Annotated in this window: 10 protein-coding genes; 2 read left to right on the top strand and 8 right to left on the bottom strand. The window is 74.2% G+C overall.

Features of this window, described 5'->3' with window-relative positions:
* Positions 1-18: 18 nt before the first annotated feature.
* Complete coding sequence (locus E0D90_RS17375) at positions 19-669, bottom strand: NUDIX domain-containing protein (protein WP_227870281.1); 651 nt, start codon at positions 667-669, stop codon at positions 19-21.
* A 9-nt stretch (positions 670-678) separates the two neighbouring features.
* The gene (pyrG, locus tag E0D90_RS17370) at positions 679-2,334 is read right to left on the bottom strand and encodes a CTP synthase (RefSeq protein WP_130799162.1); all 1,656 of its coding nucleotides are present in this window, start codon (positions 2,332-2,334) and stop codon (positions 679-681) included.
* Between the two features lie 341 nt (positions 2,335-2,675).
* On the opposite strand from pyrG, the gene E0D90_RS17365 reads away from it, so the two are divergent.
* Both E0D90_RS17365 and mgrA read left to right on the top strand, forming a co-directional pair.
* Positions 2,676-4,481 carry a glycoside hydrolase family 15 protein gene (locus E0D90_RS17365; RefSeq protein ID WP_130799161.1) on the top strand — a complete coding sequence of 602 codons (1,806 nt, stop codon included), beginning with the start codon at positions 2,676-2,678 and terminating at the stop codon, positions 4,479-4,481.
* Positions 4,482-4,772: 291 nt separating this feature from the next.
* Positions 4,773-5,819 carry an L-glyceraldehyde 3-phosphate reductase gene (mgrA, locus tag E0D90_RS17360; protein ID WP_130799160.1) on the top strand — a complete coding sequence of 349 codons (1,047 nt, stop codon included), beginning with the start codon at positions 4,773-4,775 and terminating at the stop codon, positions 5,817-5,819.
* A 78-nt stretch (positions 5,820-5,897) separates the two neighbouring features.
* On the opposite strand, the gene E0D90_RS17355 is transcribed toward mgrA, so the two are convergent.
* The 6 genes from E0D90_RS17355 to E0D90_RS17330 all read right to left on the bottom strand — a co-directional run bounded on the left by E0D90_RS17355 (position 5,898) and on the right by E0D90_RS17330 (position 12,219).
* Positions 5,898-7,007: a glycosyltransferase family 4 protein gene (locus E0D90_RS17355; RefSeq protein ID WP_130799159.1), complete on the bottom strand. Its 1,110-nt coding sequence runs from the start codon at positions 7,005-7,007 to the stop codon at positions 5,898-5,900.
* Positions 7,008-7,343: 336 nt separating this feature from the next.
* The gene (gene recN, locus E0D90_RS17350; RefSeq protein ID WP_130799158.1) at positions 7,344-9,134 is read right to left on the bottom strand and encodes a DNA repair protein RecN; all 1,791 of its coding nucleotides are present in this window, start codon (positions 9,132-9,134) and stop codon (positions 7,344-7,346) included.
* A gap of 124 nt (positions 9,135-9,258) precedes the next feature.
* The gene (locus tag E0D90_RS17345; RefSeq protein WP_103500574.1) at positions 9,259-10,170 is read right to left on the bottom strand and encodes an NAD kinase; all 912 of its coding nucleotides are present in this window, start codon (positions 10,168-10,170) and stop codon (positions 9,259-9,261) included.
* Positions 10,167-10,991 carry a TlyA family RNA methyltransferase gene (locus tag E0D90_RS17340; RefSeq protein ID WP_227870280.1) on the bottom strand — a complete coding sequence of 275 codons (825 nt, stop codon included), beginning with the start codon at positions 10,989-10,991 and terminating at the stop codon, positions 10,167-10,169. Before E0D90_RS17340 ends, E0D90_RS17345 begins: the two co-directional genes overlap by 4 nt.
* Positions 10,992-10,998: 7 nt before the next feature.
* On the bottom strand, positions 10,999-11,391 hold the full coding sequence (locus tag E0D90_RS17335) for a hypothetical protein (protein WP_130799156.1): 393 nt from the start codon (positions 11,389-11,391) through the stop codon (positions 10,999-11,001).
* A gap of 9 nt (positions 11,392-11,400) precedes the next feature.
* Positions 11,401-12,219, bottom strand: coding sequence for an ABC transporter ATP-binding protein (locus tag E0D90_RS17330; RefSeq protein WP_103500572.1), 819 nt, complete (start codon positions 12,217-12,219; stop codon positions 11,401-11,403).
* Positions 12,220-12,319: the final 100 nt, after the last annotated feature.

The following is a 12,319-nucleotide window of genomic DNA, read 5'->3' as shown; positions in this document are numbered from 1 at the left end:
GCCACGGGGGCACCGGTATCAGTCGAACGGGCGTGCCGGCCAGGGTGCGTCGGCACGGCGGAGCGCGTCGAGCCCGTCGCCGGTGCGGGCGGCGTGCACCGCGAGCACGCCCAGGACGAGGCAGGTGTTCTGGAGTTCCCCGGCGAGGGCGCCCCGCACCAGGTCGGCGAGGGCGACCCGCTCGTGGAGCAGGTCGGCCTCCTCGTCGCTGACGGCGTAGCGCTCGCCCTCGGCCTCGGCCAGGCCGCGGGCGAGGAAGATCCGCACGGCCTCGTCGGTGCCGCCGGGGCTGACGAAGACGTCGGTCAGCACCCGCCAGTCCCCGGCCTTGATGTGGGCCTCCTCGTACAGCTCCCGCTGGGCGGCGTGCAGCGGGTTCTCGCCGGGGATGTCGAGCAGCCCGGCGGGGATCTCCCACAGCTTGCGCCGCACCGGGTGCCGGTACTGGCGGATGACGGCGACGCGGTCGTCCTCGTCGAGCGCGACGACGGCGACCGACCCCGGGTGGACCTGGTAGTCGCGGCCGACGACGCTGCCGTCGGGCATCCGCACCTGGTCGCTGCGGACGCTGGTCTTCTTGCCGGTGAAGGGGGTGACGGACTCCGTCACGGGCCATTCGGCGGCGATGTCACGGATGTCCGCGCCCTGCCCCCGCACGCTCTCACTCACGGTCACGCCTCAGCTCTCCTGTCCGGTCTTGCGCGCCACCGCTGCCTTGACCAGGCCGGCGAAGAGCGGGTGCGGGCGGGTCGGCCGGGACTTCAGCTCCGGGTGGGCCTGGGTCGCGACCATGTAGGGGTGGACCTCGCGCGGGTACTCGACGTACTCGACGAGCTGGTTGTCCGGGGAGGTTCCCGAGAAGACCAGGCCGGCCTTCTTCTCCAGGTCGGCGCGGAAGGAGTTGTTCACCTCGTAGCGGTGGCGGTGGCGCTCCTCGACCTGGGCGACGCCGCCGTAGACCTCGCGCACGATGGAGCCCTCGGCCAGCCGGGCGGGGTAGAGACCCAGCCGCATGGTGCCGCCCATGTCGCCGTCGCCGGCGACGATGTCGAGCTGCTCCTCCATGGTGGAGATCACCGGCCGGGTGGTGGCCTGGTCGAACTCGGTGGAGTTGGCGCCCTCGATCCCGGCCAGGTTGCGGGCCGCCTCGATGACCACGCACTGCAGGCCCAGACAGAGGCCGAGCAGCGGCAGCCGCTGCTCGCGGGCGTAGCGGATGGCGGCGACCTTGCCCTCCACGCCGCGGTCGCCGAAGCCGCCGGGAACGCAGACGGCGTCGACGTCACCGAGCTGCTCGGCGGCGCCCTCGGCGGTCTTGCAGTCGTCGGAGGTGACCCACTTGATCTTGACGCGCGCGCGGTTGGCGAACCCGCCGGCGCGGATCGCCTCGGTCACCGACAGATAGGCGTCGGGAAGGTCGATGTACTTGCCGACGAGGGCGACGGTCACCTCGTGGTCCGGCTCGTGGACCCGGCGCAGCAGATCGTCCCACTCGGTCCAGCTGACGTCCCGGAACGGCAGGTCCAGGCGGCGCACCACGTAGGCGTCCAGCCCTTCGGCGTGCAGGACCTTGGGGATGTCGTAGATGGACTTGGCGTCGATGGCGGCGACGACGGCGGCCTCGTCCACGTCGCACATCAGCGAGATCTTCCGCTTGATGGAGACGGGCACCTCGCGGTCGGCGCGCAGCACGATGGCGTCCGGCTGGATGCCGATGTTGCGCAGCGCCGCGACGGAGTGCTGGGTGGGCTTGGTCTTCAGCTCGCCGGAGGGGCCGATGTAGGGCAGCAGGGAGATGTGCACCACGAAGACGTTGTCGCGGCCGACCTCGTGCCGTACCTGCCGCACGGCCTCCAGGAACGGCAGCGACTCGATGTCGCCGACGGTGCCGCCGACCTCGGTGATCACCACGTCGACGTCCTCGGCGGCCATCCGCCGGATGCGGTGCTTGATCTCGTTGGTGATGTGCGGGATGACCTGCACGGTGTCGCCGAGGTACTCGCCGCGCCGCTCCTTGGCGATCACGCTGGAGTAGACCTGGCCGGTAGTGACGTTGGCGCTGCCGTCGAGTTCGACGTCGAGGAAGCGCTCGTAGTGGCCGATGTCGAGGTCGGTCTCGGCGCCGTCGTCGGTGACGAAGACCTCACCGTGCTGGAACGGGTTCATCGTCCCGGGGTCCACGTTGAGGTAGGGGTCGAGCTTCTGCATCGTGACCCGCAGGCCACGCGCCTTCAGCAGGGCGCCGAGGCTGGAAGCGGTGAGCCCCTTGCCGAGGGAGGAGGCGACTCCTCCGGTGACGAAGATGTGCTTGGTCGTCGGGGTGTTGCGCGGCATGGCCAAGAGGGGGCTCCCGTGGTCGCGAGGTGGGTTCCGCGACGGCTTCCGCCTGCAGGTGATCCCGGGGTGCCGTCGCTGCGGTTCGGGGATTCTGGCGTCCTCCGCTCCACGGGCTACCAGGGTATCAGTGACACTGGAGTCGGGAGTGGCGCGTGACCGGGGGGCGGGGTTCGGGGCCCGGTCCCGTCCGTGAGCCGCGCGGTCCGCGTGCCGGAACAATCCGCCGCGACCGTACGAGGGAGGCCGTTCGGACGCGTAAGCTGCTCGGACGCTCGCTGGGGCTATAGCAATTCCGCCACCGACGGGGGGCGGCAGACACGTTCGACTGGAGGCGCGCAGTGGCCGGGCGCATCGAGGATTACGCACTTATCGGGGACATGCAGACCGCCGCGTTGATCGGCCGGGACGGATCGGCCGACTGGCTGTGCCTACCCCGTTTCGACTCGCACGCGGTGTTCGCGGGGCTGCTGGGCACCGACGAACACGGTTGCTGGCTGCTGGGCCCCACGCCCGCGGAGGGCGCTGACCCCGCCCCCGCCACGCGTCGCCGTTACAAGGGTGACTCCCTGATCCTGGAATCGGAGTGGGACACGCCGCGCGGCACCGTCCGGGTCACCGACTTCATGCCGCCGCGTGACGGCGCGCCGCAGCTGGTGCGGATCGTCGAGGGCGTGAGCGGCCGGGTGCCGATGCGCTCGGCGCTGCGCATGCGGTTCTCCTTCGGCTGGGTGGTCCCCTGGGTCCACAAGGTCGAGGACCGCACGGTGGCCGTCGCCGGTCCGGACTCGGTCTGGCTGGACACGGAGACCGAGACCTACGGTGAGGACCTCACCACCTACTCCGACTTCACCGTCGGCCCGGGCGAGCGGGTGGCGCTGACCATCAGCTGGCAGCCCTCGCACAAGGAGCCGCCGCCCCGCGCGGAGCCGGAGGAGGCTCTCGCGACGACGGAGGAGTTCTGGCGGGAGTGGGTGACGCACTGCACCTACCACGGCCCCTACCGCGAGGCCGTCGTGCGGTCGCTGATCACCCTGAAGGCGCTCACCTACGCGCCGACCGGGGGCATCGTCGCCGCCCCCACCACCTCCCTGCCGGAGGCGATCGGAGGGTCCCGCAACTGGGACTACCGCTTCACCTGGCTGCGGGACGCGGCGATCACCCTCTCCTCGCTGCTGCGGACCGGGTACCGCGAGGAGGCGCAGGCGTGGCGCGAGTGGCTGCTGCGCGCCGTCGCGGGTGACCCGGAGAACCTGCAGATCATGTACGGCATCGCCGGCGAGCGGGAGCTGGGCGAGGCGGAGCTGGACTGGCTGCCGGGGTACGAGAACTCCCGCCCGGTGCGGGTGGGCAACGGCGCCGCGGGCCAGCTCCAGCTGGATGTCTACGGCGAGGTCACGGAGGCGCTGTACCTGGCGCACATGACCGGTCTGGCGCGCAACGACCACTCCAACCTGCTGCTGCTCAAGCTCATCACCTACCTCGAAGGGCACTGGAACGAGCCCGACGAGGGCATCTGGGAGGTGCGCGGCCCGCGCCGGCACTTCACCCACTCCAAGGTGATGGCCTGGGTGGCGGTGGACCGCGCGGTCAAGCTGATCGAGTCCGGCGAGGTGGACGGCCCGCTGGAGCGCTGGCGGGAGCTGCGCGACGAGATCCACCGGGACGTGTGCGAGAAGGGCTACGACCCGCAGCGCAACACGTTCACCCAGTCCTACGGCTCCCAGGAGCTGGACGCCTCGCTGCTGCTCATCCCGCAGATGGGCTTCCTGCCGCCGGACGACAAGCGTGTCATCGGCACGGTGGAGGCGATCCAGCGGGAGCTGTCGACGCCGGACGGGTTCATCCTGCGCTACCCCGTCGCCGAGGGCGACGAGGCGGGTGTGGACGGCCTGATCGGCGAGGAGGGCGCCTTCCTGGCGTGCTCGTTCTGGATGGCCGACGACCTGGCGATGATCGGCCGGGTCGACGAGGCCCGCCGCCTGTTCGAGCGGCTGCTGGCCCTGCGCAACGACCTGGGTCTGCTCGCCGAGGAGTGGGACTCCCACGAACAGCGTCAGGTCGGCAACTTCCCGCAGGCGTTCAGCCATGTGCCGCTGGTCGACACCGCTCTGCGGCTGACCGCGTCCGGCGCCTACGGGGGCTGAGCCGCCCGGGGCGGCCCCGCCGGGCCGCCGACCGATTCGACCGAGGTCCCGTCACACCGTGGCGGGGCCTTCGTCGTGTGCGCGGCGGCGAGACGGGTGGCCTCCGGCCGTCGTGGCCCCGGGACGCGGCACCGGTGATCGCCTAGGATCACCCGGCGGCCGGGCCGGGCCCCGGCGGGCCCCGGCGGCGCGGTACGACGAGCGTGCGCCGCGCCGGAACGGGCCGCCAGGGCCGCGACGGACATCAGCCGGCCACCGACCACCACGGACCACCGCCGACGGAAGGGCACCATGACGGACAACAGGGCCAGCGGACCGTACGCCGCGGCCGACGAGCGGTACTCCACGATGACCTACCGGCGCAGCGGCCACAGCGGCCTGCGGCTGCCGGAGATCTCCCTGGGCCTGTGGCAGAACTTCGGCGACGACCGGGCCCTCGCCACGCAGCGGGCCATCCTGCGCCGCGCGTTCGACGCCGGGGTCACCCACTTCGACCTCGCCAACAACTACGGTCCCCCGCCCGGGTCGTCCGAGCTGAACTTCGGGAAGCTGCTGCGCCAGGACTTCGCGCCCTACCGCGACGAGCTGGTGCTCTCCACCAAGGCCGGGTACCGGATGCATCCCGGCCCGTACGGGGAGTGGGGCTCGCGCAAGTACCTGCTCTCCTCGCTCGACGCGTCGCTGCGCCGCATGGGGGTCGACCACGTCGACATCTTCTACTCCCACCGCTTCGACCCGGACACGCCCCTGGAGGAGACGATGGGCGCGCTGGCCTCCGCGGTCCAGCAGGGCAAGGCGCTCTACGTCGGTGTCTCCTCCTACGGTGCGCGGCAGACCGCGGAGGCGGTCGCCATCCTGCGCGGCATGGGCGTGCGGCCCCTGATCCACCAGCCTTCCTACTCGATGATCAACCGGTGGACCGAGGACGACGGCCTGCTGGACACCCTGGAGAGCGAGGGCATGGGCTGTATCTCCTTCGCGCCGCTGGCCCAGGGCCTGCTCACCGACAAGTACCTCGACGGCGTGCCGGCGGACTCCCGCGCGGCGCGGGGGACGTCCCTGGACGCGGGGCTGCTGACCGAGGACCTGGTGGGCCGGCTGCGCGGGCTGGACGGCATCGCGCGGCGGCGCGGTCAGAGCCTCGCGCAGATGGCGCTGACCTGGGTGCTGCGCGATCCGCGGATGACGTCGGCCCTCATCGGCGCCTCCAGCGTCGCGCAGCTGGAGCAGAACCTCCAGGCGCTGTCGGCGGCGCCGCTGACCGCGGAGGAGCTCGCGGAGATCGACACCTACGCCCTCTCGACCCCGGGCGTGAACATCTGGGCCAACCGGAAGTAGCCCGGCACCCCCGGTGCCGCTCCGGCGCACCTCCGCCGGAGCGGCACCGGGCCGGCACCTGGGCGGCTCTGCCCGCTCTCAGGCGAACTCGTCGTACACGCTGAGGACATGGGCGACGGTGTGGTCCTCAGTGGGCCAGGTCCCGGCGAGTCCTCGGCCGGCGGCGGCGAGGGCGGCGCAGCGGCCGGGGTCGGCGAGCAGCGCGGTGACGGCGTCGGCCAGGGCGTCCGGCGCGGCGGCGGGGACCAGCACGGCGGCGTCCCCGACCAGCCCCGGCAGTCCGCCGACCTCGGCGGCGACCAGGGGCACGCCGACCCGCAGGGCCTCCTGGGCGGTCAGCCCGCGGCCGTCCCACGCGCCGGGGCTCAGCGCGACGTCGGCGGCGGCGAGCAGCCTCCGGGCGTCGCGGCGGTCGCCGAGGAGCCGCACGGGCAGCCGTTCCCGTTCGACCCGGCGTTCCAGCTCCGGGCGCAGCGGCCCCTCCCCCACCACCGCGACGAGCGGTGGCACCTCCCACTCCCGCCATCGGGAGGCGGCGGTGAGCAGCGTCTCGTGGCCCTGTCCCGGTTCCAGCGCGGCGGCGGCGACCAGCAGCGGGCGGCCGTCGGCGCCGAGTTCGGAGCGGGCGGCCCTGGTCGCGGCGGCGTCGCCGTCGCCGGTCGGGCTCGCGGCGGCGAGACCGACGGGGGCGAGCCGCGCGTCGCGCGCGCCACGGCGGCGGGCGCGGTCCACCAGGTCGGTGGTGGCGCCCAGCACGACGGAGGAGGCGCGTGCCACCAGTCGCTCGGTGGTGTCCCGCAGGGGCGCCGTCGGGCCGTGGGCGTCCCGGCGGACGTGCCAGGTGAGGACGAACGGCACGGTGCGGGCCCGGGTGGCGAGCGCGGCGACCGCGCCGGCCCGCATGCCGTGGGCGTGGACGAGGTCGGCACGGGAGGCCAGGGAGTGGGCGCGCCAGGCGGCGCGGGCCCGGGAGCCGTCAGGGAGGGTCGCGAACCGCGCGCCGGCGTCGGCGAAGCGGTAGTGGCGCTCGGCGGCAGCCGGCGCGCAGACGGTGACCTTGACGCCCAGCGCGACCAGACCCGAGGTCAGTGAACGGACGTGATCACCGGTTCCGGCGCCACCGCTGCCGAGCAGCTGGAGCACATGCAGTGGTTTGGGTCCGGGCGACTGTGCGGGGATGCCGCTCACGGATGTCTGCTCCTGTGGTCCGACGGTTGGCGGGGGCACCAGGATGCCAGCTCCACACCCGGTGGTGACTGTCCGCCACCCACAAGGGTGAGCCTTTGGCGTGGAGTGTGCCCCGGCGGCGCCCAAGCGCGCCATCCGCACGGTCGCGCCGGGGCGTGGAGTCCCCGGAGCGGAGGGCGGGGCGGGCGCGGGGCGCGCACGGCGACCCGGGTCAGTCGGGTGCGCCGCGCCCGGCGGAAGACGCAGCGCGTTGTGCCCCAGCGCGCGCCCCCGCTCGGACGACCGGGCCGGGCCTCGTGGGCCGCCGCTCTTCGGTCAGGGCCTGGGCCCCGCGCCTCAGTCACGCGCAGCGCGGGACCCGTCCGGCCGGGAGCCGAGCCGGGCGGCGGTGGCGAGGAGTTCCTCGGCGTGGGCACGGGCGAGGTCGGAGTCCTCCTGCCCGGCGAGCATCCGGGACAGTTCGCGGACCCTGCCCTCCCCGTGCACGGTCTGGACACCGCTGCGGGTCACCGATCCGTCGCTGGTCTTCTCCACCACCAGGTGCCGGTCAGCGAACGCGGCGACCTGCGGCAGGTGGGTGACCACCACCACCTGGGCGCTCTCCGCCAGCCGGGCCAGCCGGCGGCCGACCTCGACGGCGGCCTTTCCGCCGACCCCGGCGTCGACCTCGTCGAAGAGGTACGTCGGGACGGGCGCGGCGTCGGCGAAGACGACCTCGATGGCCAGCATCACCCGGGACAGCTCACCGCCCGACGCTCCCTTGGCGACCGGACGGGGCTGGGAGCCGGGATGCGGGGCCAGCAGCAGTTCGATCTCGTCGGTGCCGTGCGGACCGTAGGCGACGTGCCGGCCGTCGAGCGGCAGGCCGTCGGCGTCGGCGTCGTCCGCGAGTTCGGTGCGGCGCAGTTCGACGTGGACACGGGCGTGCGGCATGGCCAGCTCGCCCAGTTCGGCGGTGACGGCGTCGGCGAACCGCTTGGCGGCGTCGGCCCGGCCGTCGGTGAGGGACTGAGCGAGGATGGCGAGCCGGGTGCGCAGCGCGTCGCGTTCCTCGGTGAGCGCCTCGATCCGGTCGTCGTCTCCGTCGAGTTCGGCGAGGCGGTTCTGGGCGCTCTCCGCCCAGGCGAGCACGGCGTCGATGTCCTCGCCGTACTTGCGGGTGAGTCCGCCGAGGAGCGCCCGGCGCTCCTCCACGGCGGCCAGCCGCAGGGGGTCGGCGTCGAGGGAGTCGCCGTATCCGGCGAGGTCGCCGGCGACGTCGGAGAGCAGGATGCCGACCTCGGCGAGCCGGTCGGAGAGCGCGGCCAGCGCCGGGTCGTGGGAGCGGGCGGCCTCCAGCGCGCGGTGGGCGCCGGCGACCAGGGTCGCGGCGTCGATGCTCTCCGGGTCGGCGGGGTCGCCCGCGAGGGCGCTGTGCGCGGCGGTGGCGGCGGTGGCGAGGGCGTCGGCGTGGCCGAGCCGGCCGGCCTCGGCGGTGAGTTCGGCGTCCTCGCCGGAGCGGGGTTCGACGGCGGCGATCTCGTCCAGGCCGAACCGCAGATGGTCGGCCTCCTGGGCGCGTTCCCGGGCGCGTTCGGTGAGTTCGGCGAGGTCCTGGGTGGCGGCTCGCAGGCGCCGGTACGCCTCGCCGTACTCCACGAGCGGTTCGGCGACGGGCGCGCCGGCGTAACGGTCCAGCGCCTCACGCTGCCGGGCGGGCCGCAGCAGTCCCTGCTGGTCGGTCTGGCCGTGCACGGCGACGAGGCCGTCGCCGAGTTCGGCGAGCAGCCCGGCGGGTACCGACCGCCCGCCGACGTGGGCGCGGGAGCGGCCCTCGGCGGAGACGGTGCGGCTGATGAGCAGGGCGCCGTCGTCCAGCTCGGCGCCCGCCTCGGTCGCGCGGTGGACGGCCGGGGCGTCGGGTGGCAGCCGGAGCCGTCCCTCCACGAGGGCACCGGCGGCGCCGGCCCGTACCAGTGCGGCGTCCGCGCGTCCGCCGAGCAGCAGGCCGAGGCTGGTGACCACCATGGTCTTGCCCGCTCCGGTCTCGCCCGTGACGGCGGTGAAGCCGGTGGACAGTTCGACGACAGCGTCGTCGATCACGCCCAGGTCCTTGATCCGCATCTCCTCCAACACGGATACGACCATACGAGGTCCGGCGCCGGTGTCGCGACGCCAACCCCGGTGCGGACCGGCCCCCGCCCGTGTGCACCACGGGAGAGGGGGTCACCAACTCACCCTGACCCAGGGCGAGTCGGCTCTCCCGGTTACCTCAGCGGGGTGCGCCGCGCCAGCCCGCGACCGGCAGGGCGAACTTGGCGACCAGCCGGTCGGTGAACGGCGCCCGGTGCAGCCGCGCGAGTCGCACCGGCACGGTGCCGCGCCGCACCTCGACCCGCGCGCCGGGCGGCAGGTCGAAGCTGCGGCGTCCGTCGCACCACAGCACGCCGTGCGGCGTGTGCGGCTGCACCTCGACCGCCAGCACCGATCCCGGGGCCGTGACCAGCGGTTTCGCAAACAGGGCGTGGGCGCTGATCGGCACCATCAGCAGCGCCTCCACCTCGGGCCAGACCACCGGCCCGCCCGCCGAGAAGGCGTAGGCGGTGGAGCCGGTGGGTGTCGCGCAGACGACGCCGTCGCCGCCGAAGCGGGAGACCGGGCGGCCGTCGACCTCGGTGACCACCTCCAGCATCCGTTCCCGGGCCGCCTTCTCCACCGACGCCTCGTTCAGCGCCCAGTCGGCGTGGACGGGCTCGCCGGCGGCGGTGCCGTCGTTGAACACCAGTACGTCGAGGGTCATCCGCTCCTCGACGTCGTAGTCGCGCCGGACGACCCGTGTGACGACCTGGTCGAGGTCGTCCCGCTCGGCCTCGGCGAGGAAGCCGATCCGTCCGAGGTTGACGCCCAGCATCGGCACACCGGAGGCGTGGGCGAGTTCGGCGCCGCGCAGCAGGGTGCCGTCACCGCCGAGGACGACCAGGAGTTCGCAGCCGTCCGCCGCCTCGGGTCCGGCCGTCACCCGGTCGACCCCCTCGGGGAGCGGGAGGTCGGGCGCCTCCTCGGCCAGCACGCGCACGCGGAGGTCGTGGGCCACCAGGCCCCGCACCACCAGTTCGGCGCTGCGGACGGCGGCCGGCCGGCCCGTGTGGGCCAGCAGGAGTACGGTGCGTTCGGTCGTGGTCAACGGGGGCCCTCCGTCACGGCACGGTCGATGTCGGCCGGGTCCGCCTCGGGCGCCCCGGCACGCAGCCACAGAAAGTACTCGACGTTGCCCGAGGGGCCGGGCAGCGGGCTGGACGTCACGCCCGCGGTCCCGAGCCCGAGAGCAGCCGCCTGGGCGGCGACGGTCCGCACGGTCTCGGCGCGGACCCGGGGGTCGCGCACGACGCCGCCGCCGTCGAGCCGTTCGCGTCCTGCCTCGAACTGGGGCTTGACCATCAGCACCAGGTCGGCGTCGGGCGCGGCGCAGCGAACCAGGGCGGGCAGGACCAGCCCGAGCGGGATGAAGGAGAGATCGCCGGTGATCACCTCGGCCGGACGGCCGTCGAGGTGGTCGGGGGTCAGTTCCCGCACGTTGGTGCGGTCCCGGACGGTCACCCGCTCGTCCGACTGGAGCGACCAGGCCAGCTGGCCGTAGCCGACGTCCACGGCGACCACATGGGCGGCGCCGGCCCGCAGCAGCACGTCGGTGAAGCCTCCGGTGGAGGCCCCGGCGTCCAGCGCGCGGCGGCCGGCGACCTTGAGTCCGTGGGGCGTGAACGCCGCGAGGGCACCGGCGAGTTTGTGTCCCCCGCGCGAGACGTACTCCTCGCCCGGCGGTGGTTCCCTGACCACCACGGCGGCGCTGGTGGCGACCTGGGTGGCCGGGTTCGCGGCGCGGCTGCCGTCGACGGTGACCCGTCCGGCGGCCACCAGTTCCCCGGCGTGGGGCCGGGATTCGGCCAGGCGGCGGCGGACCAGCTCTGCGTCGAGGCGGCTCAGCCGGCGGCGGGGCGCTGCTGCCACGGGTGTTTCAGCTCCTGGGGTGGTGCGGCCGGTGCGGTGCGCCGTCCGGGGTGGGTCCGGGGGCACGGTCGAGGGCGGCGAGGGTGTCCCGCAGTCCGCGGTGTACATCCTCGTACACCTCCAGGTGACCGGGGACGGCGAGGTGGTCGGCGTCGGCGAGGCGCGCGAGCGCGGCGTCCACCGCCTGGTGGCCGGTGGGGTGGACGCCGATGCCGAGCGGGCGGGGACCGTCGTCCCCCGGCCCGGCGCCGCCGTCACCGTCACGGGCACCCGGGTCGGCCCGCACGGTGGTCGCCTCTCCGGCCGCCGTCGGAGGGGCGGGCGTCGGGCGCGGGCCGGGCCGGGGAACCCGCCCGCCGGGCGGGGTCGCGGGCACCGCTGCGGCGGTGGGGTCGTCCATGCCCCGACGCTACCCGCTGACGGCCCTCGCACGCCGCCTGGCAGCGGGAATGACCAGTGGTGTCCCGGTCTCCGGGTCGGGTATGACCCGGCAGGGCAGGCCGAAGACCTCCTCCACCAGGGGTGCGGTGATCACCTGGTCCGGCGGGCCCTGCGCGGCCACGCGCCCGTCCCGCAGCGCGATGAGGTGGGTGGCGTACCGGGCGGCGTGGTTGAGGTCGTGCAGCACGGCGACCAGGGTGCGTCCCTCGTCCTCGTGCAGCGCCGCGCACAGGTCCAGGATCTCGATCTGGTGGGCGATGTCGAGGTAGGTGGTGGGTTCGTCGAGGAGGAGCAGTTCGGTCTGCTGCGCGAGGGCCATGGCGATCCAGATCCGCTGCCGCTGGCCGCCGGAGAGTTCGTCGACGTGCCGGTCGGCGAGTTCGGTGACGCCGGTGGCGGCCATCGACTCCCGGACGACGCGCTCGTCGTCGCGGGACCACTGGCGCAGCAGCCCCTGGTGCGGGTAGCGGCCGCGGGCGACCAGGTCGGCCACGGTGATGCCGTCGGGGGCGATCGGTGTCTGCGGCAGCAGCCCGAGCCGCCGGGCCAGGCGCTTGGCCGGCACGGAGGCGATCTCCTCGCCGTCCAGCAGCACGCTGCCGGCGGTCGGCCGCAGCATCCGCGCGAGGGCACGCAGCAGGGTCGACTTGCCGCAGGCGTTGGCCCCGACGATCACGGTGAAGGACCGGTCGGGGATGTCCACGGTGAGGTCCCGGGCGATCACCCGCTGGTCGTAGGCGAGGGTGACCGCCTCGGCGGTGAGCCGAGCCGCGGGCGGCTGGTGCATGGTCGTCTCCTGGGCTGCCGGGTGAGGCGCGTGGTTCGGTCGGAGGTCGGGCGGCCGCCGGCCGTGACGGCGGCGCGTGGCCGGGGGCGCGTGGCGGGAG

The sequence above is a fragment of the Streptomyces otsuchiensis genome, assembly GCF_004305975.1.
Taxonomy (GTDB): domain Bacteria; phylum Actinomycetota; class Actinomycetes; order Streptomycetales; family Streptomycetaceae; genus Streptomyces; species Streptomyces otsuchiensis.
The sequence above is the reverse complement of the archived record's forward strand: the minus strand, read 5'-3'. Positions and strand labels throughout refer to the sequence as shown.

Excerpts from the sequence above, each read along its gene's own strand:
- mgrA (WP_130799160.1), top strand. The coding sequence starts at position 4,773 with ATGACGGACAACAGGGCCAGCGGACCGTACGCCGCGGCCGACGAGCGG.
- pyrG (WP_130799162.1), bottom strand. The coding sequence starts at position 2,334 with ATGCCGCGCAACACCCCGACGACCAAGCACATCTTCGTCACCGGAGGA.
- E0D90_RS17335 (WP_130799156.1), bottom strand. The coding sequence starts at position 11,391 with ATGGACGACCCCACCGCCGCAGCGGTGCCCGCGACCCCGCCCGGCGGG.
- recN (WP_130799158.1), bottom strand. The coding sequence starts at position 9,134 with ATGGTCGTATCCGTGTTGGAGGAGATGCGGATCAAGGACCTGGGCGTG.
- E0D90_RS17330 (WP_103500572.1), bottom strand. The coding sequence starts at position 12,219 with ATGCACCAGCCGCCCGCGGCTCGGCTCACCGCCGAGGCGGTCACCCTC.